This window comes from Cryobacterium sp. Y62, from assembly GCF_002929785.1.
Classification (GTDB): Bacteria; Actinomycetota; Actinomycetes; order Actinomycetales; family Microbacteriaceae; genus Cryobacterium.
The window spans coordinates 148,092-171,628 of record NZ_PJJK01000118.1 but is presented as its reverse complement, the minus strand read 5'-3'; the positions used below and the strand labels follow the sequence as shown (position 1 = coordinate 171,628).

Annotated in this window: 17 protein-coding genes and 1 riboswitch; of the genes, 14 read left to right on the top strand and 3 right to left on the bottom strand. The window is 66.0% G+C overall.

Annotated elements, in window-relative coordinates; genetic code table 11:
• Positions 1 to 84: 84 nt before the first annotated feature.
• The 6 genes from CXY71_RS21525 (at position 85) to CXY71_RS17345 (ending at position 10,812) form a co-directional block, all read left to right on the top strand.
• Positions 85 to 714 carry a protease inhibitor I9 family protein gene (locus CXY71_RS21525; RefSeq protein WP_199184356.1) on the top strand — a complete coding sequence of 210 codons (630 nt, stop codon included), beginning with the start codon at positions 85 to 87 and terminating at the stop codon, positions 712 to 714.
• Positions 623 to 3,667, top strand: coding sequence for a S8 family serine peptidase (locus CXY71_RS17365; protein WP_199184355.1), 3,045 nt, complete (start codon positions 623 to 625; stop codon positions 3,665 to 3,667). The genes CXY71_RS21525 and CXY71_RS17365 overlap by 92 nt, the downstream gene beginning before the upstream one ends.
• Before the next feature lie 339 nt (positions 3,668 to 4,006).
• Positions 4,007 to 7,585: a S8 family peptidase gene (locus CXY71_RS17360; RefSeq protein WP_233204702.1), complete on the top strand. Its 3,579-nt coding sequence runs from the start codon at positions 4,007 to 4,009 to the stop codon at positions 7,583 to 7,585.
• A 107-nt stretch (positions 7,586 to 7,692) separates the two neighbouring features.
• The gene (locus tag CXY71_RS17355) at positions 7,693 to 8,931 is read left to right on the top strand and encodes an MFS transporter (RefSeq protein ID WP_233204701.1); all 1,239 of its coding nucleotides are present in this window, start codon (positions 7,693 to 7,695) and stop codon (positions 8,929 to 8,931) included.
• A 229-nt stretch (positions 8,932 to 9,160) separates the two neighbouring features.
• Positions 9,161 to 10,138, top strand: a complete 978-nt coding sequence (locus tag CXY71_RS17350; RefSeq protein ID WP_104138290.1) for a ring-cleaving dioxygenase — start codon at positions 9,161 to 9,163, stop codon at positions 10,136 to 10,138.
• On the top strand, positions 10,138 to 10,812 hold the full coding sequence (locus CXY71_RS17345; RefSeq protein WP_104138287.1) for an alpha/beta hydrolase: 675 nt from the start codon (positions 10,138 to 10,140) through the stop codon (positions 10,810 to 10,812). The genes CXY71_RS17350 and CXY71_RS17345 overlap by 1 nt, the downstream gene beginning before the upstream one ends.
• A 71-nt stretch (positions 10,813 to 10,883) precedes the next feature.
• Here the strand turns inward: CXY71_RS17345 and CXY71_RS17340 are convergent, their stop codons facing one another.
• Together CXY71_RS17340 and purU are read right to left on the bottom strand one after the other, a co-directional pair.
• Positions 10,884 to 11,240 carry a YrdB family protein gene (locus CXY71_RS17340; protein ID WP_233204700.1) on the bottom strand — a complete coding sequence of 119 codons (357 nt, stop codon included), beginning with the start codon at positions 11,238 to 11,240 and terminating at the stop codon, positions 10,884 to 10,886.
• A 77-nt stretch (positions 11,241 to 11,317) separates the two neighbouring features.
• The gene (gene purU / locus CXY71_RS17335; RefSeq protein ID WP_104138285.1) at positions 11,318 to 12,178 is read right to left on the bottom strand and encodes a formyltetrahydrofolate deformylase; all 861 of its coding nucleotides are present in this window, start codon (positions 12,176 to 12,178) and stop codon (positions 11,318 to 11,320) included.
• A 198-nt stretch (positions 12,179 to 12,376) separates the two neighbouring features.
• Here purU and CXY71_RS17330 point away from each other — a divergent pair, with 198 nt between their 5' ends.
• Positions 12,377 to 13,642: an MFS transporter gene (locus CXY71_RS17330; RefSeq protein WP_104138387.1), complete on the top strand. Its 1,266-nt coding sequence runs from the start codon at positions 12,377 to 12,379 to the stop codon at positions 13,640 to 13,642.
• A 26-nt stretch (positions 13,643 to 13,668) separates the two neighbouring features.
• On the opposite strand, the gene CXY71_RS17325 is transcribed toward CXY71_RS17330, so the two are convergent.
• On the bottom strand, positions 13,669 to 15,144 hold the full coding sequence (locus CXY71_RS17325; RefSeq protein ID WP_233204707.1) for an amino acid permease: 1,476 nt from the start codon (positions 15,142 to 15,144) through the stop codon (positions 13,669 to 13,671).
• A gap of 358 nt (positions 15,145 to 15,502) precedes the next feature.
• Between CXY71_RS17325 and CXY71_RS17320 the strand changes: the two genes are divergently transcribed.
• The 7 genes from CXY71_RS17320 to glyA all read left to right on the top strand — a co-directional run bounded on the left by CXY71_RS17320 (position 15,503) and on the right by glyA (position 23,405).
• Positions 15,503 to 18,454 carry a Na+/H+ antiporter subunit A gene (locus CXY71_RS17320; protein ID WP_104138282.1) on the top strand — a complete coding sequence of 984 codons (2,952 nt, stop codon included), beginning with the start codon at positions 15,503 to 15,505 and terminating at the stop codon, positions 18,452 to 18,454.
• On the top strand, positions 18,451 to 18,975 hold the full coding sequence (locus CXY71_RS17315; protein WP_104138279.1) for a sodium:proton antiporter: 525 nt from the start codon (positions 18,451 to 18,453) through the stop codon (positions 18,973 to 18,975). Before CXY71_RS17320 ends, CXY71_RS17315 begins: the two co-directional genes overlap by 4 nt.
• Positions 18,972 to 20,579, top strand: a complete 1,608-nt coding sequence (locus tag CXY71_RS17310) for a Na+/H+ antiporter subunit D (RefSeq protein ID WP_104138275.1) — start codon at positions 18,972 to 18,974, stop codon at positions 20,577 to 20,579. Before CXY71_RS17315 ends, CXY71_RS17310 begins: the two co-directional genes overlap by 4 nt.
• Positions 20,576 to 21,169, top strand: a complete 594-nt coding sequence (locus tag CXY71_RS17305) for a Na+/H+ antiporter subunit E (RefSeq protein ID WP_104138271.1) — start codon at positions 20,576 to 20,578, stop codon at positions 21,167 to 21,169. The genes CXY71_RS17310 and CXY71_RS17305 overlap by 4 nt, the downstream gene beginning before the upstream one ends.
• Positions 21,166 to 21,435: a monovalent cation/H+ antiporter complex subunit F gene (locus CXY71_RS17300; protein ID WP_233198317.1), complete on the top strand. Its 270-nt coding sequence runs from the start codon at positions 21,166 to 21,168 to the stop codon at positions 21,433 to 21,435. The genes CXY71_RS17305 and CXY71_RS17300 overlap by 4 nt, the downstream gene beginning before the upstream one ends.
• Entirely contained in the window at positions 21,432 to 21,776 is a 345-nt protein-coding gene (gene mnhG, locus CXY71_RS17295) for a monovalent cation/H(+) antiporter subunit G (RefSeq protein WP_104138266.1), read from the top strand. Before CXY71_RS17300 ends, mnhG begins: the two co-directional genes overlap by 4 nt.
• A gap of 208 nt (positions 21,777 to 21,984) precedes the next feature.
• Positions 21,985 to 22,073: riboswitch (ZMP/ZTP riboswitch) on the top strand.
• Between the two features lie 42 nt (positions 22,074 to 22,115).
• Positions 22,116 to 23,405, top strand: a complete 1,290-nt coding sequence (gene glyA / locus CXY71_RS17290; protein WP_104138263.1) for a serine hydroxymethyltransferase — start codon at positions 22,116 to 22,118, stop codon at positions 23,403 to 23,405.
• Positions 23,406 to 23,537 lie beyond the last annotated feature (132 nt).

The window sequence follows — 23,537 nt, the reverse complement described above, 5'->3', positions numbered from 1 at the left end:
ATCTCACACTTCTGGCGAACCACACTCCCGCCCGAAAGCCGGCATCTCACCCCACATCATGCCCGAACAGCGATGGCGCTGTTCGTGACCAGCACCCTCGTCGCGGCCGGAGCCATGGTGGGCGTGACCGGCGCTGCCGCGGCCCCGATGGCCCCCGGCCTCGGGGGCATCATCGGCGCCGGCATTGGCCAGCCGGTGACCGATTTCACCGCCGGCCGCTACATTGTGACCCTCGCCGACGAAGCCGTCGCCACCTACACCGGCGGAGTCGACGGTTTTGCCGCCACCACCCCGGGTGCCGGTGCCCGCCTCGACCCGCAGAGCCGCGCGTCGGAAACCTACTCGGACTACCTGGGAGACAAACAGAAGGCGGTAGCGGCATCCGTTGACGCCGTCATCGACTATTCGTATACGCTCGCCCTCAACGCCTTCGCCGCCGAGCTCACAGCTCGGCAGGCAGCCAAGCTGTCGGCCGAGAAGGACGTAGTCGCGATCACGCCTGACGAACTCAAACACGTGACGGCGACCTCGTCGACAGACTTTATGGGACTGTCCGGTGATGACGGCGTCTGGGCGAAGACCGGCGGCGCAGAGACCGCGGGGGGAGGGCGTCGTCATCGGCGTGCTCGACACCGGTCTGGCGCCGGAGAACCCCTCCTTCGCCGGCGACCCGCTCGGCACGACGCCTGGCGCGGATCCGTACCTCGATGGTGACGCGATCACCATGCAAAAGAGTGACGGCACCACCTTCACCGGCCAGTGCATTGCCGGCGTGCAGTTCGATGCCGCTGACTGCAGCACCAAAGTCGTCGGTGCACGGTACTTCGTGACCGGTTTCGGGGCCGACCGCATCGGCGGTGCTTCCATCGGCGAGTACCTCTCGCCGCGCGACGGCGACGGCCACGGATCGCACACCGCGAGCACCGCTGGCGGTAACCATGACGTGACGGCGACCATCGGTGGCCTCGCCTACGGGATCATCTCCGGTGTCGCCCCGGCCGCTAAGATCGCCGCCTACAAGGTGTGCTGGTCTGGTCCAGATTCCACGGTATCGACCGATGACGGCTGTGCTACGTCCGACCTGTTGGCCGGTATTAACCAGGCCGTTGCCGACAACGTCGACGTACTGAACTATTCGATCGGCGGCGGCGCGGCCGACACCACGGTCTCGCCGACCGACCAGGCCTTCCTCGGAGCGGCCGCCGCAGGCATTTTCGTGGCGGCCTCGGCCGGAAACTCCGGCCCCGGCGCGTCCACGCTCGACAACGCGGCACCGTGGATCACCACGGTCGCGGCCAGCACCATCCCGGGCTATGAAGCCACCGCCACCCTTGGCGATGGAACGGCCTACGCGGGCGGGTCGATCTCGGTCGACCGCACCGACGGTGCAACGCCGTTGGAAGGTGCCCTCGTGCGCGGCGACCTCGTGGCCGTCGCCGGTCACGACAGCGCCGATGCGCTGCTGTGCGGCCCCGGTTCGCTCGATACCGCCGTCGTCGCTGGGCTGATCGTGATGTGCCAGCGCGGCGTCTACGATCGGGTGGCGAAATCCGCCGAGGTCTTGCGGGCTGGCGGTATCGGCATGCTTCTCGTGAACCGTGTGCCCGGCTCGGTCGACACCGACGAGCACACCGTACCCACTATTCACCTCGACGCTCCGTACTGGGATGCGACGTTTGCCTACGCGGGCAGCGCCGGGGCATCCGTTGTCTTCAGCAACGGAAATTCGACGGCCTACACGCCGCCGACACCGCAGGTGGCCGGGTTCTCCTCGCGCGGACCGGTGCAGGCCGACGGCAGCGACATTCTCAAGCCCGACGTGACCGCGCCCGGCGTGGCCATTCTCGCCGATGGTCCCAACGCCGACGGGGGCGAGCCGACCTGGCAGTTCCTCTCCGGCACGTCGATGTCGAGCCCGCAGATTGCGGGACTCGCCGCCCTCTACCTGGGCGAACGCCCGCTCGCGACCCCCGGCGAGATCAAGTCAGCGCTGATGACGAGCGCCTACGACACCGTCGACTCCAACGGGGACACAGTCACCGACCCCTTCTCCCAGGGGGCCGGCCAAGTCGACCCGACGAAAATGTTCGAGCCCGGTCTGCTCTACCTCAACGGCACCGCGGACTGGTATTCCTATATTCAGGGCATCGGCTACGACGTCGGTGCCGAAGCGGTCGACCCCAGCAACCTCAACCTGGCCTCCATCGCGATCGGCGCCTTGACCGCCTCGGAGACCCTCACCCGCACCGTCACGAGCACCGAGGCCGGCACGTTCACCGCCCAGCCGGTCACCGTTCCGGGCATCGACGCCGTCGTGTCGCCGACGACATTGAGCTTCGGCGCCGCCGGAGAATCAGCCAGCTACACCGTGACCTTCACCAGAACGGATGCCGCGCTCGACCAGTTCACGACCGGCTCCCTCAACTGGGTGAGCGGCTCGGGAACCGTCGTGCACAGTCCCATCGCCATTCAGCCGGTGACCCTCGTGGCCCCAGCCACTGCGAACGGGACCGGCGTTGACGGTTCGGTTGATGTGACGATCACCCCCGGAGCCACCGGGGACGTGGCGCTCAACTTGACCGGTCTCGCGGCCGGTCTGCACCAGTCCGACCCGGCCGATCCGACCAGCCCGAACAGCGGATCCGGTGTCGCCGGCGACGAGTTCAGCTACCAGGTCGAGGTGCCGGAGGGAACCCAGCTGGCCCGCTTCGACCTCGACGCGGTCGACCAGAGTGCCGACCTCGACCTGATCGTGTATCGCCTGAGCGGTGACGGGGGAGACCCCGTGGCCGGCTGGCAGTCCGCGACCGGTTCGGCCGATGAGCTCATCGACCTCGCCAACCCTCCCGGTGGCTTCTACCAGGTGATCAACTCCGTCTACAGCGGAGCGACCGCGTTCAACGTGAACACCTACTCGGTGCTTGCCGGCGCCGGCGAGGGGTCGTTCGCGGCTGCTCCGCCGGTCGTCGCCGGTCAGCAGGGTATTGCGACAACATACTCGCTGTCGTGGTCGGGCCTCACTCCCGAGACCGGCTACCTCGGCCTCGTCGGTTACGGTGACAGCTCCGTGTTGACGGTGGTCTCCGTCGCGGGCGGGGCGGCACCCGAGCCGGAGGCGCCGGTGAACACCGTCGCCCCATCGATCGAGGGCACGCCGGTCGTTGGCCAGAAACTCACCGCCAACCCCGGTGGGTGGAGTGTGGCGGGGCTGACCTTCAGCTACCAGTGGCAGTCCGACGGGCACGATATCAAGAAGGCCACCAAAGTCGACTACCGGCCGAGTAAGTCGCTCGGGGGCAAGACGCTCAGCGTGGTCGTGACCGCGACGGGCGATGGGCTTCCGACCGGCACGGCCACCTCCGCCGGAGTCGTGGTGAAGTACGCTGCCACGGTCGATCTCACGGTGGATTCAAAGGCCAAACCGCACTCGAACGGCGTGAAGATCGAGGTATCGGTCGAGACCGATGCGCCGCGCGCCGCACAGCTGGGCACCGTGCAGGTTTTGGTCGATGACACGAGCTACGACGTGGCCCTCGACCGCACGGGCCAGGGAATGCTTCGACTGAGCGACCTCGACCGCGGCACGTACACGGTCATCGCACACTATGCGGGAACCGACCTCGTCGCTGCGGCGACGAGCAAGCCGCGCACGCTGACCGTGCGGTAGCCGGGCTAAGCGCGAGACGCGCGTCGCGTACATCCGTTTCGAAGCGGATGTTCGCGGCGCGCGTCTGCGTGTGCCACTGCCTGCGGTGCTTAGGGACTTCCCCTATCGGGGGTTCGTGGAGCGCGCTACGGTCACCAGCGAACCGTGCCGTGCCGTGCATCGGAACAGCTTCTGTTCCTGTCGTGGACGAGACCACCCCGCACCTCTATTCGATTGGACACTCACGTGAGTTCTTTCTTCAGGCGTATGATTTTAGCGCCGGATTCAGCGCCGAACCCGGCGCCAACATCCCGCACACGCCGTCGCGCCACAATCGCGGCGGCCGTCACTTTCGCCCTGGTGGGCGCTTCAGCATTCGCTGGCGGTAACCTCCCGGCCAGTGCTGTCCCCGCAGTGACCGGCGTCACCGGCAGCATCGGTCTGCCCGGCGGCACTCGCATGGACTTCACCGCTGGCCGCTACATCGTGACCCTCAGCGACGAGGCCGTTGCGCTGTATCGGGGTGGTGTCAATGGTTTCTCGGCGACGATGCCGGGTATTGGAGCCAAGCTGGACGCGCAAAGCCGCTCGGCCGAGACCTACCGGGACTATCTCAAGCGGGTGCAGGGTGAGGTGGCGGCATCCGTTGATGCGAGCGTGGGGTATTCCTACACGCTTGCTCTGAACGGATTCTCGGCGCAACTGAGCGGCAAGCAGGCGGCCGCCCTCGCCGGGAAAAAGAATGTTGTATCGGTGGTCCCCGATACGCTCAAACACCTGGTCGCCGAGTCGTCGACCGACTTTCTGCGGTTGAGCGGCCCGACCGGGGTCTGGTCCAAGCTGGGCGGCCCGAGCAAAGCCGGCAAGGGCGTGGTGATCGGGGTACTCGATTCGGGAATCGCCCCGGAGAACCCGTCATTCGCCGGCGAAACCCTCGGAACGACGCCCGGCGATGAGCCGTGGCTTGACGGAGACACAATCACCATGACCAAGGCCGACGGCAGCACCTTTACCGGGAGTTGCCAGACCGGCGAACAGTTCGCGGCGAGCGATTGCAGCACGAAACTCGTCAGTGCGCGGTATTACCTCGACGGGTTTGGCGCCGATCAGATCGGCACCACCTCGATCGCCGAGTATGTTTCGCCGCGCGACGGCGACGGACACGGTTCGCACACGGCCAGCACCGCCGGCGGCAACTTCGAGGTCGCCGCCAACATCAACGGCGTCGATTTCGGCTCCATCTCGGGTGTCGCTCCGGCCGCGAAAATCGCCGCCTACAAGGTGTGCTGGTCGGGCGCTGACCCCACGACAACGGATGATGATGGTTGCGCCGAATCCGACATTCTGAAAGCCATCGACCAGGCCATCTTCGACGGAGTCGACGTAATCAACTACTCCATCGGTGGCGGTCCGGCCCAAACCACGTTCTCGGCCTCTGACCAGGCGTTCCTGGGCGCTGCGGCGGCGGGAATCTTTGTGGCGGCATCCGCTGGAAACGCCGGCCCTGGTCCGTCGACCGTGGACAATGTCGCCCCGTGGATCACCACGGTCGCGGCGAGCACGATTCCGGCCTTCGAAGCCACCGCCACCCTCGGTGACGGCTCGGCCTATGCCGGAGCGTCGATCACCGTCGACCGCACGCCGGTGGCGACGCCGCTGTTGGGTTCACTGGTACGGGCCGATCTCGTGTCGGTCGACGGCTTTGACCCGACCGACGCGCTGCTCTGTGCTCCGAACTCGCTCGATACGACGAAGGTAGCCGGCGCAATCGTATTCTGCGAGCGCGGCGTCTACGACCGAGTCGCCAAGTCGGCCGAGGTTTTGCGGGCCGGTGGCAGCGGAATGGTGCTGGTCAACCGCACTCCGCTCGACGTCGATCCGGATGAACACTCGGTGCCGAGCATCCACTTGGACGCTCCTGCTTTCGATCCGATCTTCGCCTATGCGGCGACGGACGGCGCGACGGTCACATTCACCACCGACAATACGACCGCCGAGCAGACGCCGGTACCCCAGGTTGCCGGATTCTCCTCGCGCGGACCCTTGCTGGCCGACGGCGGTGACCTGCTCAAGCCCGACATCGCCGCCCCCGGCGTTGGCATTCTCGCCGACGGCGCCAACGCGGCCGGGGATGACCCGACCTTCCGGTTTCTCTCGGGCACCTCGATGGCGAGTCCGCACATCACCGGCCTGGCCGCCCTGTACCTCGGCGTGCGCCCGCTTGCGACGCCCGCCGAGATCAAGTCGGTCATGATGACGACCGCCCTGGACACCGTCGATTCCGCCGGTGTGCGCGTGACCGACCCGTTCGCGCAGGGTGCCGGACAGGTCACCCCGTCGGCAATGGACTTTCCAGGGTTGATCTACCAGAGTGGTCCGGCCGACTGGCTGGCCTACCTGCAGGGAATCGGGTTCGATGCCGGCGTTTCGCCGATCGACGCGAGCAACCTGAACCTGGCGTCGATCCAGATCGGTGCACTCACCGCGCCGGAGACGATCACCCGCACGGTGACGACCGTACAGGTTGGCACCTACACCTCCACTCCGATCGAGATTGCCGGCATTGATGCGGTCGTTTCTCCGGCCGAGATGACGTTCACGAGTGTCGGTGAGACACAGAGCTACACGGTGACGTTCACTCGAACGGATGCCCCGCTCGACGTGTTTGCCACCGGCTCGCTGGACTGGGGCTACGGCGATGGCGGCTCGGGTGACCCTGGCGACTTCTTCTCCATTGCGCACAGCCCGATCGCGGTTCGTCCGGTCACCGTCGTAGCCCCCACCCAGGTGAATGGCACCGGCGTGGACGGCACCGTCGACGTGACCGTCGCTCCCGGCGGATCAGAGCCGGTCGCGCTGAACCTCAGCGGCCTGGCCAACGGGGTGCACCAGAACAACGCCGACGACCCGTCCAGCCCGCACACCAATGCAGGCACGGCCGGCAACCAGTTCGCCTACGAGATGGAAATCCAGGGCGACCGGCTGGCCCGGTTCGACCTTAACGCCGTGGATGATTCCACCGACCTCGACCTGTTCGTGCTGCTGCTCGACGGCCCGGGTGGCAAACCGATCGCCGGCTGGCAGTCGGCCACCGGGTCCGCCGATGAGCAGGTCGACCTGAGCGACCCGGAGGCCGGCTTTTATCAGGTCATCGTTGACGTGTTCTCCGGCACGACCGCGTTCGACGTGAACACCTTCTCGGTTTCGTCTGGCGAGCCCACGAACGGGTTCGCGACGACGACGCCGACGATTCAGGGGCCGCAGGGCGTGCCGATCACGTACGCGCTGAGATGGGCCGGCCTCGTACCGAACACGCCGTATCTGGGCGTGGTCGACTATGGCGACAGCACGGCGTCGACGATTCTCGCCATCGCGGCGAGCGAAGGCAGCGAACCTGTGCTGAACACGGTGGCGCCAAGCATTTCGGGCACGCCCGAGATCGGTTTGGTGCTGACGGCTGACCCCGGCCAGTGGAACACCGAGGGTCTGACCTTTGGCTTCCAGTGGCAGAGCGACGGCGTTGACATCGCCGGCGCGACCTCGGCGACGTTCAAGCCGGCCGCGGCGCTCGCCGGAACGACGCTGACCGTGCTAGTCACCGCTTCGGCACCGAACGGGGCCAGCAAAACGGCGACCTCGGCCGGGGTCGTGGTGAAGTATGCCGCGAAGGTGGCGGTGAGCCTCAACCACCGAGCCGTGTTCTTCTCCAGTCGCGTCACCGCGTCTATCACGGTCACCAGCAAGGGTGAAGTCGGCGACACCGCCACCATCACCGTCGACAAGCGCCGCTTCACGGTGACGCTCGATGAGAACGGGCGCGGCAGCGTCACCCTGCCGAAGCTCAGCCGTGGCCTCTACAAGGTCGCCGGGCAATACGCTGGCAACGACCTGGTCGCGCCCGCGAACAGCGCGTCGCGCTCGCTACTGATCGTGCGCTGACCCCGTGGTAGTGGTGCCCGGGCCCCGGCTTCTGTACCCGGTCCGGGCCCGGAAGGTAGGCCCGGGCCGCGAACGCGGTGCGTGGCTGGGCAGCTTAGGCTGGAGGGATGCGACTGGCGGGATGGATGCGGGGGCGACTCCGGGCATCCGCTGTACCCGAAGCGGGTGTTACTCCGAAGCCGCGGCTCAACCGCGACGTGATTGTGCTCGGCGTCATCGCGTTTTTTGTGATGGTGGGCTTCGGCGTCGTCGTTCCGGTGTTGCCGGTCTACGTGCAGAGCTTCGGGGTTGGCAACCTCGAGGTCGGCGCGGTCGTCTCGGCATTCGCGCTCATGCGATTCGTGTTCAGCCCGGCGTGCGGTCGCCTGATCGACTGGGCCGGGGAACGCACCGTGCTCGCGATCGGAATCGGCATCGTCGCGCTCTCCAGCGGACTGGTCGGCCTGGCCGACAGCTATCTGCAACTGTTGCTGCTGCGCGGGGCCGGCGGCATCGGCTCGGCCATGTTCTCGGTGTCGGCGATGACGTTGCTGCTGCGCACCGCCGAACCGGGCCGCCGAGCCCGCGCGATCGGCTTCTACCAGGGCGGATTTCTCATCGGCGGCATGGCTGGCCCGGCGATCGGCAGCTTGCTCGCGACCATCTCGCTGACGGCTCCGTTCTTCTTCTACGCCGGAACCCTTGGCGTGGCCGGCTTGGTCGGGCTGTTCTTACTGCGGTCGGGCGGGCCGGGCAGCGCGCTGGCCGGCGCCGACGCATCCGCTGTGCGGACGCCGTTTCGCACAGTACTGCGGGATGAACGCTTTCGGGCGGCCTGCCTTGCCAACTTTGCGCAGGGCTGGACCTCGCTCGGGGTGCGCACGACGCTCATTCCGTTGTTTGTGGTCGTCGTGCTCGGTGGTACGAGCTCGTGGACCGGCATCGCCTTCGCTGCCGCGGCCGTTGCTCAGGCGCTCGCTCTCGCGCCGGCGGCCCGGTTCGTCGATACCGTCGGACGCAAACCGGCCATCATCGGGGCTTTCGCGGTGGCCGGAGTTGCGATTGTTGCCATCTCGTTCGCGCCGAACATCTGGGTGCTCGGTGCCCTGCTCTGCGTCTACGGGGTCGCCGCCGCGTTTATGGGAACCGCGCCGGCCGCAGCGGTGGGCGACGCGGCCGGTGCGCGCGGGGGCCGGCCGGTCTCGGTGTTCTCCATGTGCGCGGATGCCGGTGCGATCGTTGGTCCGCTGGTCGCCGGTCTGCTCGTCGATACCTTCTCGTTCTCGGTCGGATTCGCCGTGGGCGGAGTGTTCCTGCTGATCGCCGCTGCTTATGCTCTGCGGATGCCGTCGGAACGTCGCGCCTGAGACCATTGGAGCGGCGTCAGGGCAGCTGGGCGCGTGTGGCGTATTCAGGAAAATCGGGCATTGCCCATCGGACTTGTGCATGACTGCGGGGCGCTCGCAGGGCAGTGGTGGCGGATTTCCTGAATTAGCCACAGAAAGGCGCGCGTGAGCGGTCTGGCTGAACACGGGATGGGAATACCACGGGCGGTGCATGCGTTTGCATGAATATCAAAATCGCCAGGAGGACCTCATGACCGTTCAGACCGCCGGACTGCACCACGTCACCGCGATTGCCGGTGCCCCGCAACGCAATATCGACTTCTACGTGACCGGGCTGGGACTTCGTCTCGTCAAGAAGACCGTCAACTTCGACGACCCGGGTACCTATCACCTGTACTACGGCGATGATTCCGGCCGGCCCGGCTCGCTACTCACCTTCTTTCCCTGGACCGGCGTTCGCAGCGGCCATGCCGGCGCCGGCCAGTCGACCACGACCGCGTTCTCTGTTCCGGCCGGCAGCATCGGCTGGTGGAAAGACCATTTCGCCAAGCTCGGTGTGGAATCCGCAGTGGCTGGGCGTTCGTCCCGCGAAGAGCGGCTCTCGCTGCGCGACCCCGACGGGCTTCAGCTCGACCTGGTGGCATCCTCAACGGTGGATCCGCGCAATCCCTGGGATTCCGCATCCGTTCCGGCTGAATTCGCAGTGCGCGGGCAGCACTCGTCGGTGCTCACCGTCGCCGACCCGGCAAAGACCGTTCAGGTGCTCACGGACGACCTCGGTATGCACATCATCTCCGAAACGGATGGCCGCACCCGCGTTGGTGCCGGCGATGGCGCGCCCGGAAACCTCGTCGACGTGCTCGCCGACCCCTCCGGAACCCCGGGCCTGACCGCCGGCGGCAGCGTGCATCACGTGGCCTTCCGGGTGCCGGACCGCGCCACCCAGGCCGAATGGCGCGAACAGCTAGCAGAACGCGGCTATGGCGTGACCGCCATCCTGGACCGTCAGTACTTCACCTCAATCTATTTTCGCGAACCCGGCGGCGTGTTGTTGGAACTCGCCACCGACACCCCCGGCTTCGACATTGACGAGCCGCTGCTCGAGCTTGGTCGCGCGCTCAAGCTGCCGCCGTGGCTCGAGCCGAGCCGCGAGGCCATCGAGAACGCGGTCGCGCCGATCGTGCTGCCGCCCGAGAACAACCCCGCGGCAGTTTCGGCTGCACTTTAGTGGGCGCCGAACTGAACGCCGAGTGGCCGCACCTGTTTCATCCGGGCTCGGTCGGCGCACCTGTGCTGCTGATGCTGCACGGAACCGGCGGTGATGAGCAGCAGATCAGTGCACTGGCCGGAGCGATCGACCCGAACGCCGCAGTGCTCGCGCCGCGAGGTCGAGTGACGGAGAGCGGCATGAACCGCTGGTTCCGCCGCTTGTCGGAGGGTGTCTTCGACACCGACGATGTGGCTCGGCGAGCTGATGACCTCGCCGGGTTCCTGGTCTGGGCGCGCAATCACTACGACCTGGGGGATCGCCCGCTCGTCGCTGTGGGATTCTCGAACGGCGCCAACATCGCCCTTGCCACGGCGCTGCTGCACCCCGAGGTGCTGTCGCGGGTCATCGCGTTCTCCGGGATGCATCCGCTCGACGCGTCTGAGCTCGACGGTGCTGAGCTCGACGGTGCTGAGCTCAGCGCGCGGGTCGCGGCCAGCGACCTGGCGGCATCCACTGTGCTGCTGCTGAATGGTGAGAGTGATCCGATGGCACCGCTGGCGAGTGTGCAGAAGCTCGTCGTTCTGCTCGAGCAGCGCGGAGCGAAGGTGCTGCAGAAGCTGCGCCCCGGTGGCCACGGCATAGCCGAAACGGATGTCGCCGCCGCAGCGGCCTGGCTGTCGGGTCATTCGTAGCTGGTCGCAAGAACGGAAAGGTTCCCGATTGACGCGTGTCAATCGGGAACCTTTGCGTTATCGGTGGGTGGCTAGCGGAGTTCTTTGCGACCGGAGATGACGCCGCTGACCGTGGCGACGACGGCAAAGATCACCGTGATGATCGGTAAACCGAGGTCCCACCAGGCAATCGCGGCCGCACCGAAAATAGCGATTTCGATGAAGGCCTTGCCGAAAGGGTCGAGCTGGAAGACTGCTTTGGGGGAGCGGAACAGACCCCAGACCAGAATGGCGAAGGCGGGGGCCGCGAGGCCGACCAACACACCGGGCCACGGGAGAGGCCAGGCCATGAAACCCCAGATTCCGAGGCTGACGAAGGCGAAGAGTTCGAGCACGAACCGGAGCATGTCGTTGGGGCCGATTTTCGGCAGGTCGCGCGTATCTGTCACTCGTCAATCCTACCGATCCATGGTGCCCCTGCTTTCCGGGCACGGTCCCGTAAGGTGAACCCGAAACCAGAGGCGCGCTACTTGAAGATGATCGTGCGGGCGCCGTCGAGCAGCACCCGGTTCTCGGCGAACCACTTCACCGCCTGGGTCAGCGTGCGGCTCTCCTCGTCCTGCCCGATCGACACCAACTCGGCTGGCGTACGCGAGTGATCGACCCGCACCACGTTCTGTTCGATGATCGGCCCCTCGTCGAGGTTTCCGGTCACGAAGTGCGCGGTCGCGCCGATGAGCTTCACTCCCCGCGCGTGCGCCTGGCGGTAGGGGTTGGCACCCTTGAACCCCGGCAGAAATGAGTGGTGAATATTGATGGCGCGCCCGTTGAGCCGCTCGCAGAGCTCCGGCGAGAGGATCTGCATGTAGCGGGCGAGCACGACGAGTTCGATATCGAGCTCGTCGACCGCCTCGATGATGCGAGTTTCGAAGGCGGCCTTGCTCGCGGCATCCGTTATCGGCAGCGATTCGAACGGCACGCCATAGAATCCGACCAGGTCGCGCAGCGTGCCGTGATTGCTCAACACGAGCGGAATTTCCACCGGAATCTGCCCGCCGCGCTGCCGGAACAACAGGTCGTTGACGCAGTGCCCGGCCGAGGACGCGAGCACGAGTGTGCGCAGCGGACGCCCGACGACATCGATGACCGAGGCCATCGCGTAGCGCTCGATCACCGGTGCGAGTGCCGCCTCGAGTTCGGGCTGGGTGGCCGGTGACTGCACCTGCAGCCGCATGAAAAACCGTCCGGTATCGTCGCTGGAGAACTGCTGGCTCTCCGAGATGTTGCCATGCGCCTGCACGATTGCGCCACTGACGGCGTGCACGATGCCGGGCTGGTCGGCACAGACCAGCGTGATTACCCAGTGGTGCGGGGTCGAAGAAGTCATTGACTCAGAATACCCGGCACGAGAGCGGATGCCGCGGCTCGCTCACCTTGCCGCCGCATTGGGTTTGGGTAGACTACGTGGTGGTCGCACTGAACAAGTCGGCCCCGGGCGCGCACGTCGGCGCGCAGTCGAGTAGCTTCGGCCTCGGTGTGAATGGTTCCACCGGTCGACCTCGTCTCCCCAGCTTCGAATGCAGTCATGACCAACACCGCCAGTATTTTCTTGCCCACCGGGTCGAACCCGGTCATTGCCCCCACCCGCTCCGGCCGGGTCGACCCTCCCTTCCCGTGGGTCGGGTTGATCACCCTGTCTGCCGCAGTGTTCCTCTCGGTCACCAGCGAAATGTTGCCGACCGGCCTGCTCCCCGAAATGAGCCGTAGCCTGAATGTTGCGCAGTCGCAGATCGGCCTCCTGGTGTCGTGGTTCGCGTTCACGGTTGTGCTCACGAGCGCACCGGTCGCCATCTGGACCCGACGATTCCCGCGGCACGACCTGATCATCGTCGTGCTGGTGATCTTCGCGGTGAGCAATATTCTCACCGCCATCGCACCGACCTACGAGTTCGTCGTCGCGGCGCGGGTGCTCGGCGGCGTCGCCCACGGCCTGTTCTGGTCGGTGGTTGGTGCCTACGCCGGGCACCTCGTGCCTAAAGCGCAGATCGGTCGCGCCGTCTCCATCACGGTCGCTGGCGGCACGCTCGCCTTCGTCTTCGGTGTGCCGCTCGGCACGGCGGGCGGCCACCTGGTCGGCTGGCGGCTCTCCTTCGTTGTCCTCGCCGGGCTGATGCTCGTCGGCGCGGTCCTGGTCTGGAAATTTCTACCACCGGTGGCGCGGTATTCAACCGGCGCACCGGCATCCACTGCGAAGAAGTCGGCCACGAAAACTTCGCGCGACGCCACGGTGCCTGCGGTGGTGCTGATCTGCATCATCACCGGCATCACCATGATCGGCCACTACAGCTTCTACACCTACATCGCGCCGTTCCTGCTCGATGGGCTCGGCGTCGACCTCGGTTTCGTGGCCCCGCTGCTCTTCGCCTACGGCGTCGCCGGCGCAATCGGACTGCTGCTGGTCGGCACTGTTTTCGGCCCGCGCCCGAGCCTTGGTCTGATCCTGGGCCTGGCCATGAGCGCCCTTAGCGTGAGTATCCTGGCGATGTTCACGGCAACCCTTCCCCTCGCGATCGCCGCGTTCGTGCTTTGGGGAATGGCGTTCGGTATGCTCCCCCCGCTCATGCAGACCCGGATGTTGCACGTCGCATCCCCCGAAATCCGCGATACTGCAAGTGCCTTCTACACGACCGCTTTCAACGCTGGAATTGGCGGTGGTGCACTACTTGGAGCGTTGCTGATCGAGAGCGTCGGCCTCGAACTGGTGCCGATCATCTATGTAGGACTGCTGGTTGTCGCCCTCGCGCTGGTGATCGTCACCGACCGCATGACCCAGCGCCGCGCCCGCGCCTGAGCGCCTAACCGTCAGACTCCATGCAGCTAGTTGCGCGGATGGTCGGAGAGCGGACGGTTGGCGACGACGGGTACGCGGCCGGTGAAGCCGTCGCGGGCGGCCGCGATCTCGATAATGCGGCTACGGCAGGCATACCACCCGACCATGAGCCCCGGAATAATGAGCACGAGCGAGCCGATCGTGAGCGTACCGACCGGCCAGTCGAACGCCATCAGCACGAGCACACCGACCAGGAACACGAGCGTGACATAGCCGGAGTACGGCGCCCACGGCATGCGGAAAACCGGACGCACCAGGATGCCCCGTTTGGCCCAGGCCTGCAGCCGCAGCTGGCAGAGCACGATCATTCCCCAGGCGCTGACGATGCCGATCGCGGCCATGTTCAGCACGATCTCGAAAGCCTCATCGGGCACGATGGCGTTGAGCGCCACACCGAGCAGCGTCACGACCCCGGTCAGCAGGATGCCGCCGAACGGCACCCCGGTGCGGCTGATCCTGCCCGCGAAGCGCGGCGCTGATCCGGCAAGGGACATCGACCGAAGTATGCGTCCGGTGGAATATAACCCGGCGTTGAGCGACGACAGCGCCGCAGTGAGCACGACGAGGTTCATGATCACGTCAACACCGTCGACCCCGATCGTACCGAAAAACGTGACGAAGGGGCTCTCGCCGGCCTGGTAGGCCGTATACGGCAGCAACAGTGAGAGCAGCAGAATCGATCCGACGTAGAACACGGCGATGCGAATGATGACCGTATTGATCGCCTTCGGCATGACCTTCTCGGGATTCTTCGTCTCGCCAGCGGTGGTGCCGACGAGTTCGATTGAGGCGTACGCGAACACCACGCCCTGCACGACCAAAACGGATGCGATCAGCCCGTTCGGCAACCAGCCTCCGTTTTCGCCGATCAGCGCAAAGCCGGCCGTGGCCCCGTCGAGGGGAGTGCCGAAGATCACCATCCAGGTTCCGACGAGGAGAAAGGCCACGATCGCGAGCACCTTGATCAGCGCGAACCAGAATTCCATCTCGCCGAAAACCTTGACCGAGAGCAGGTTGAGGAACATGACCAGCGCGAGCGCGGCGAGGGCGTACAGCCACTGCGGCACCGCACCGAACGGTGCCCAGTAGGTCGCGAAGAAGTTCATGTACAACGCGACAGCGGTCACGTCGACGATCGCCGTCATGGCCCAGTTGAGCCAGTACAACCAGCCAGTCACGAAGGCCGTCTTCTCGCCGAAGAATTCGCGCGCGTACGACACGAAGGAGCCGGAGCTCGGGCGGTGCAGCACCAGTTCGCCGAGCGCTCGCAGAATGAGAAAAGCGAAGAAGCCGCAGATCGCATAGATGAACACCAGGGCGGGACCTGCGCTGGCAAGGCGTCCGCCCGCACCGAGGAACAATCCGGTGCCGATGGCACCGCCAATGGCGATCATCTGCACGTGGCGAGACTTGAGTCCCTTATGCAGGGCGTCATCCTCGTGAACGCCCAAAGCGTCTTCGATGTGCTCGAACGGCGTCTCCTCCGACGGGTTCGCGTGGTCGTGGTGACCGTGCGGTTCCGAGGACGAGGAGTTCGGTGCGGGCGTGGGGAAGGGCTGCTGGCCGCGGGTGGGGCTCAAAACGAAACTCGATTTCGCTGGCCGGTCACGCAGAAAGCTTCGTGGCACGGGAAATGGCCGGAAACTGTACACTCGCGCGCTTCTGGCGGCGGGCAACGTCGACCGGGGGGATAGCGCAACCCTACCCCGCGGTCCCGCGCGCTCGGCCGCAGGATACTCCTGAGCGACAGCCCGTCAGGGTGACACCTGTCGGCGGGTAAACTAGACCCCCACACCCCGACCTGACAAGCCTGGAGGCCGCATGATTCAATTCCTCCTCGCGTTTGTCGTTCTTTCGGTGCTCACGCCGTGGCTCACCCGGCACCTCGGTACCCGCGTCTTCTACCTCATCGCCCTGCTGCCGGCCGGAGCGTTCGCGTACACGCTCACCCAGACCGCCACGGTCACCGCCGGCGGGGCCGTGACCCAGTCGATCCCATGGATTCCGCAGCTCGGCATCAGCCTCTCTTTTCGGGTCGATACCCTGGCCTGGCTGCTCGCCCTCGTGGTCACCGGCGTCGGTGCCCTCGTGCTGGTCTATTGCGCGCGTTACTTCACCGACGACGAACCGAGTCTCGGCCGGTTCGCCGCGCTGCTGCTGGCCTTCGCCGGCACCATGTACGGCCTGGTCACCGCAGATGATCTGGTGATCATGTTCATGTTCTGGGAGATCACCAGCGTGCTCTCCTACCTGCTGATCGGGCATTACACCCATAAACGGGAGAGTCGCGGCGCCGCCCTGCAAGCCCTGATCGTGACGACCTTCGGCGGCCTGGTCATGCTCGTGGGCGTCGTGATGATCTCGGTCGCTTCCGGCACCACGAGCCTGGCTTACATCGTGGCCAACCCGGTGACCAGCACGATGGGCAGCTGGGCGATTCTGCTCATCCTGATCGGGGCGCTCTCCAAGAGTGCACTCGTGCCGTTCCACTTCTGGCTGCCCGCCGCGATGGCCGCGCCCACCCCGGTCAGCGCCTATCTGCACGCCGCCGCCATGGTCAAGGCCGGCATCTATATCGTCGCCCGGCTTGCTCCCGGCTACGCCGACAGCGACGGTTGGCTACCGGTGCTCGTCACCCTGGGCGTCTGGACCATGGTGGTCGGGGCCTGGCGCGCGCTGCGTCAGTACGACCTCAAGCTGCTGCTCGCCTACGGCACGGTCAGCCAGCTCGGCTTTCTCATGATCGCGATCGGATTCAATACCCGCGACACCGCACTCGCCGGGGCCGCCTTGCTGCTCGCGCACGCCCTCTACAAGGCCACCCTCTTTCTCGTCGTCGGCGTTATCGACCACCGCGCCGGCACCCGGGACTGGCGCAAACTCAGTGGTGTCGGCCACAGCGCCCCGACGCTCGCGGTGATTGCGCTCGTCGCCGTCGCGTCAATGGCCGGGCTGCCCCCGCTGTTCGGTTTCGTCGCCAAGGAAGCCGTGTTCACCTCGCTGCTCGACGCCGGCGTCGGGGGATCCGGCTGGGGCTACGCGGCCCTGATCGGCACGGCCGTTGGATCCGTGCTGACGGTGGCTTACAGCATCCGTTTCTTCTGGGGTGCGTTTGGAACGCGCAAGAAACAGCCGAACACTGTGCTGCACGCGAGCCCTTGGGACACCCTGCTCGCGCCCGGCGTGCTCACCGTCGCGACGATCGGCCTCGGCCTGTTCGCCTCGCTGCTCGACCCGCTGCTCACGCCCTACGCCGACACCGTGCCGGGCGCGGGCAGCGTCACCGAGCCGCCCTACCATCTCGCGCTTTGGCACGGGTTTGAACCGGCCCTGTACCTGAGCGCCGTCGTTCTGCTTCTCGGTGCGCTGCTGTTCCGGGCGCGCCGGGGAGTGTCGAAATTGCAGGCGAAGGTGCCCGACTACATCGACGCCGGCCGCGGCTACGGCAAAGCCATCCGCGGCGTGGATCGCGTCGCCGCCCGGGTCACCCACTTCGCCCAGCAGGGCGGGCTGCCGCAGTATCTCGGTACGATTCTCAGCGTGTTCGTGGTCGCCCTCGGCTTCGCGGCGTTCGTCAACCGCACCTGGCCCGGAACGATCGTGCTCTGGGACTACCCCGGCCAGGTATTGATTGCCCTGATCATGTCCATTTGCGCGGTGATGGCGGCTCGGGTCGGGCAGCGGATGACCGCGGTCATTCTCGCCGGCGTCACCGGCTACGGCCTCGTCGCCCTGTTCGCCTTTCATGGAGCGCCCGACCTCGCTCTCACCCAAGCCTTGGTCGAATCGATCACGCTCGTGATCTTCGTGCTCGTGCTGCGCCGCCTACCGGCGAACATCGCCCAGCACAACAAACCGGTGCGCCGCAAACGCCGCCTGCTGATCGGCAGCCTAGTCGGCCTGGTCATGGGCACGATCGGTTTCATCGCGCTCGGCGCCCGCGACTTTGCGAGCATCGCCGGCGCACTGCCGCGCCTCTCGGTCGACGATGGGCACGGTGACAATATCGTCAACGTGATGCTCGTCGACATTCGCGCCTGGGACACCATGGGCGAGGTGTCCGTGCTCATCGTCGTCGCGACCGGCGTCGCGAGCCTGCTGTTCGTCTCCGGCCGGAACTCGGTCGTGCCGCGCCTGAAGGAATCCCGCAGCCTGCGCTCGGGCGCCAACCGACGCCGCGTCGTGGCCGACCCGGAGCTGTCCAGCGACGGGCATGCCGTCACCCGGCAGGCGTTCCTGCTTGCTGGGCGCAAGAACGACCCGCGCAACCGGTCGATCCTGATCGAAGTGCTCGTGCGGTTGCTGTTCCATCCGGCCATGATCGTGTCGATCTACCTGCTCTTCGCCGGCCACAACCTGCCCGGCGGCGGTTTCGCCGGCGGGCTGCTCGCGGGCCTTGCCCTCGTGGCCCGCTACCTTGCCGGGGGGCGCTACGAACTCAGCGAAGCCGCCCCGATCGACCCGGGCAAGATTCTCGGGCTCGGCGTCATCCTCGCCGTGGGCATGGCCGTCGTCTCGCTGTTCTTCGACGGAATCCCGCTTGAATCGGCCTACTTCACCGCCACGGTGCCCGTTCTCGGCGACCTGTCGTTTGGCACCTCGACCATCTTCGACATCGGCGTCTACCTCGTCGTTATCGGCCTCACCTACGACATCTTGCGCAGTCTCGGCAGTGAGATCGATCGGCAGAGTGAGAATGACGAGATCGGGCCGCGGCCGCACACCGCTCTCGAGGCCGCATCCACGGCAACTCCCAAGGAGGTCGTCCGATGAGCGCCTCCCTCACCCTCGTCATCGTCATGGCTGTTATGTACGCGGCCGGCGTCTACGTGATGCTCGAACGCAGCCTGACCCGGGTGCTGATCGGCTTTCTGCTGGTCGGCAACGCCACCAACCTGCTCATTTTCATCATGAGCGGACGCCCCGGCAGCTCGCCGATCGTCACCGGCACGAGCGTTCAGGACATGGTCGACCCGATTCCGCAGGTGCTCATGCTCACCGCGATCGTGATCAACTTCGGCATCACCGCGCTGCTGCTCGCCCTCATCTACCGGTCCTGGTGGCTGGCCCAGCTCGGCGACGAGGGCGACACCCTCACCGATGAGCACGCCACCGAAAGCGCAGGCGACGCCGACGCCACCTTCCGTTCCTCCTCCGACGATGACGACGCGATTGCCGAGTCCATCGACGAGTTTGAGCGCGGCGACGGCGCCACCAGTGATGAAGACACGTCGAAAACGGATGCTGCCGGCCGCGCCGGCGCATCCGCTTCAGATGAGAGGAACGCGCGATGACCGCCCTCGTTCCCCTGATTGTCTGCCTGCCGTTGCTCGGTGCGGCGATCGCGCTGATGCTCGGCCAGCGCCGACGCCTGCAAGTCATCGTGAGCGTTCTCAGCCTCACCGCGGCGACCGTGATGAGTGCCGTGCTGCTCGTACTGGTCGACCGGTTCGGACCAGCCGTGGTGCAGGTCGGCGGTTGGGACGCGCCGTGGGGCATTGTGCTCGTCGTCGACCGGCTGTCGGCGATCATGCTGCTCATCTCGGCGCTCATGCTGCTCGGCGTGCTGCTGTTCGCGGTCGGCCAGGGCATCATCGACGGTCATACCGAAACGCCGGTCTCGATCTTTCACCCGACTTATCTCGTACTGGCCGCTGGATTGTTCAACGCCTTCGTGGCCGGTGACCTTTTCACCATGTATGTCGGCTTCGAGATGTTGCTCTCGGCCAGCTACGTGCTGCTGACCCTCGGCGGCACCGGCGCGCGCATTCGGGTGGGCATCACCTATATCGTGGTGAGCCTGGTGTCGTCCCTGCTGTTCCTCAGTGCGATCGCCCTCATCTACGGCGCCACCGGCACGGTCACCCTCGCCCTGATCGCTGAACGGATGCCCGACCTCCCCGCCGATATTCAGCTGATTCTCGGTCTGTTGCTGCTGCTCGCCTTCGGGGTGAAAGCGGCCGTATTTCCGATGTCATTCTGGCTGCCGGACTCCTACCCCACCGCGCCAGCGCCGGTTACCGCGGTGTTCGCCGGGCTACTCACCAAGGTCGGTGTCTACGCGATTCTGCGCACCCAGACCCTGTTCTTTCCGGACAACCAGTTCGCGACGCCGCTCATGGTCGTCGCCGCGCTGACCCTGCTGGTGGGCATTTTGGGCGCGCTCGCCCAGGCCGACATCAAACGGCTGCTCTCGTTCACCCTGGTCAGCCACATCGGCTACATGCTGTTCGGCATCGCGATCGGCACTCCGCTCGCCATCGCCGCGACCATCTTCTACGTCGTGCACCACATCACGGTGCAAACAACCCTGTTTCTGGCAGCCGGGCTGATCGATCGGGTCGGCGGAACCACGTCGCTGTCGCGACTCGGCGGGCTGCTGAAATCGTCGCCGCTCGTGGCCATTTTGTTCTTTCTCGGCATGCTCAACCTCGGCGGAATCCCACCCTTCTCCGGTTTTCTCGGCAAGATCGCCCTGTTTCAGGCCGGCACAATCGTGGCCGACCCGCTCATCTACGTGCTGATCGGGGTCGGCGCGCTCACCTCGCTGCTGACCCTCTACGCCCTCGCCCGGGCCTGGAACCTGGCGTTCTGGAGGCCGAAGAAACAGGTGAAGGACTACACCTCGTCGATGTCGGCGCAGCTCGTGGAAGACCCGCAGGACGCTGGGCTCGTGCAGAAGAAGACGATCTCGCCGCTCATGGTCGGCGCGACCATCTCTATGCTCGTGCTGACCCTGGGGCTGACGGTGTTCGCCGGGCCGATCTTCGACCTGACCACCCGAGCTGCCGCCAATATCAGCTCGCCGTCGACCTACATTGATGCCGTGTTCCCGAACGGCACCGGCTCAATCGAAGACAGCAACGTCGGCACCAACTTTGTGGGGGGCGCGAAGTGACCTCGCCGCGCGAACGCCTCGAAGCAGTCGGCAACCAGATTCCGCCGCTGATCGCCCTGATCGTGCTGTGGATGCTGCTCTGGGGCGAGTTCTCCTGGCTCAACCTGCTCGTCGGGCTCGTCGTTGGCATCGTCGTTACCGTGGCGTTCTATCTGGTTCCGGTGCAGCTGAGTGGGCGGCTGCATCCGTTGGACGCCGTCGTATTCTTCGTACGACTGATCCTGGACATTGTGCGCGCCTCGATCGACGTGTCCTGGCTTGCCGTGAAGCCGCGGCTGGTCACGTCGAACGCAATCCTCGCGATTCGACTGCGCACCCGCAGCGACCTCATTCTCACCTGGACCGCCGTGGCCACATCGATCGTTCCCGGCTCGATCGTGGTCGATATCGACCGGGAATCGTCGATCCTCTACCTGCACGTGCTCAATATGCAGAGCGCTCGCGATATCGAAAGTTTTCGCCGCCGAGTGCTCGACACCGAGCGGCGCATCGTGCGCGGTTTCGGCTCGCGCGAAGACGTTGAACGGCTGCGCGGGGTGCGGCCCGTAGATCGGCGCGCCCAGCGAATGAACGGAAAGGAACCATCATGATGTTGCAGATTGTGGCCGTCGTTGCGTCGATCATGTTCGGCGTCGGTGCGCTCCTGGCCGTGTACCGCATCGTCGTCGGCCCGAGCGTGCTGGACCGGGTCATTGCCTCCGACGTGCTGGTCGCGACGATCATTTGTGCCCTGGCCGCGGAGATGGCTCTCAACCGGCACACCGATACCCTGCCGGTGCTGCTCGTTCTGGCGCTGTTCGCGGTGCTCGGCTCCCTCAGCGTCGCCCGCTTTCTGCCAGCTCGGGACAGCGCATGAGCGCCGTACTGCACGACATGCTGACGGCGATTCTAGTGCTCGCCGGGGCCGCGATGTGCCTCGCGGCCGGAATCGGGCTGATTCGCTTTCCCGACGTTCTGTCGCGCCTGCATGCCGCGACCAAGCCGCAGATCTTCGGGCTCATGACCGTGACAGCGGATGTCGCGATCAACAATTTCTCCGTCGGCACCGTCACTCTCGTGGTCGCCATCGTGGTGTTTCAAGCGCTGACCGCGCCGATGGCCGCGCACCTGGTGGGCCGGGCCGCCTATGAGACCGAGCACCTGCGCCCCGACCTGCTTATCGTTGACGAGTTGCGCGATCGCCGCGCTGCCCGCTGATCCGGTTGCGCGGCGCGGTCGCCTGGCCAGCTCGCCCGGCTCGCGGCGCTTGCTAGAGATCGGGGCGCCCTAGCTGGGGGTACCGGCGTCGCTACCGAGTACCGCGACGACATGAGGCCGAGCCAGCGAGTGCCGCGACGACCGGGGTCGCGCCGGCCTGAGGCGCGGCGCCGCGAAAAGACGCACGCGGCGGCATCCGCTGATAGGCTGGCGGAGTCGCAACTGGCGTAGCACGAAGATGGGTCACCATCGGGGAGCGACTGACACGGTTAGTGGCCGCACGCCTGGGCCGCAACATCCATATAAGAGGAGAACTCCGTGCCTGATTCCGCCACCACTATGCAGTCAAATTACGCAGTGCAGTCGACTTTCAACGAACCGCTCTCGGTCGTTGACCCCGAGATCGCCGCCGTGCTCGAGCAGGAGCTCGGCCGCCAGCGCGACTACCTCGAAATGATCGCGAGCGAGAACTTCGTTCCGCGCGCAGTGCTGCAGTCGCAGGGTTCCGTGCTCACCAACAAGTACGCCGAAGGCTACCCGGGGCGCCGATACTACGGCGGTTGCGAGTATGTCGACGTCGCCGAGCAGCTCGCCATCGACCGGGCAAAGAGCCTGTTCGGAGCCGCCTACGCGAACGTGCAGCCGCACTCCGGTGCTACCGCGAACGCCGCGGTCCTCTCGGCCATCGCCACCCCCGGTGACACCATCCTCGGCCTCGAGCTGTCCCACGGCGGCCACCTCACCCACGGCATGAAGCTCAACTTCTCGGGCAAGCTGTACAACCCGGTGGCGTACGGCGTTGACCCGGAGACCTTCCGCGTCGACATGAACGTCGTGCGCGACACAGCCATCGAGCACAAGCCGAAGGTCATCATCGCCGGCTGGTCGGCCTACCCGCGTCACCTCGACTTTGAGGCCTTCCGCGCCATCGCCGACGAGGTCGGTGCGCTGCTCTGGGTGGACATGGCCCACTTCGCCGGACTCGTCGCCGCCGGCCTGCACCCCTCGCCAGTGCCCTACGCCGACGTCGTGTCGAGCACCGTGCACAAGACCCTCGCCGGCCCGCGCTCGGGCTTCATCCTCTCGCGGGATATGACCCTGGCCAAAAAGCTCAATTCCAACGTGTTCCCCGGCCAGCAGGGCGGCCCGCTCATGCACGTAATCGCCGCCAAGGCGACTGCGTTCAAGCTCGCTGCCGAGCCCGAGTTCAAGGAACGTCAGGAGCGCACCCTGCGCGGTGCCCGAATCCTCGCCGAACGCCTGACCGCTGACGACTCGCGTGAGCACGGCATCGATGTACTCACCGGCGGAACCGACGTGCACCTCGTGCTCGCCGACCTGCGCCACTCCGAGATTAACGGCCAGCAGGCCGAGGATGCCCTGCACGAGGTGGGCATTACGGTGAACCGCAACTCAGTTCCGTTCGACCCGCGCCCGCCGATGGTCACTTCGGGCCTGCGTATCGGTACGCCGGCCCTGGCCACCCGCGGATTCGGAGATGCCGAGTTCACCGAGGTTGCCGATGTCATCGCCGCGGCCCTCAAGCCCGGCGCCGACATTACAGCGCTCCGCACCCGCGTCAGCGTGCTCACGCAGGCGTTCCCGCTGTACTCCGGGCTGGAGCAGTAGCTCTTTCGAGAACGGATGCTGCTGGCCGGTCTGGCCGGCAGCATCCGCCTTCTCGTGCTTGCCTGCGAGTGAACTGTGCGATCTACTTCTGCCGCACCTTGGTTTGAAGCCCGTGATCTGGGCCCGCGTTAT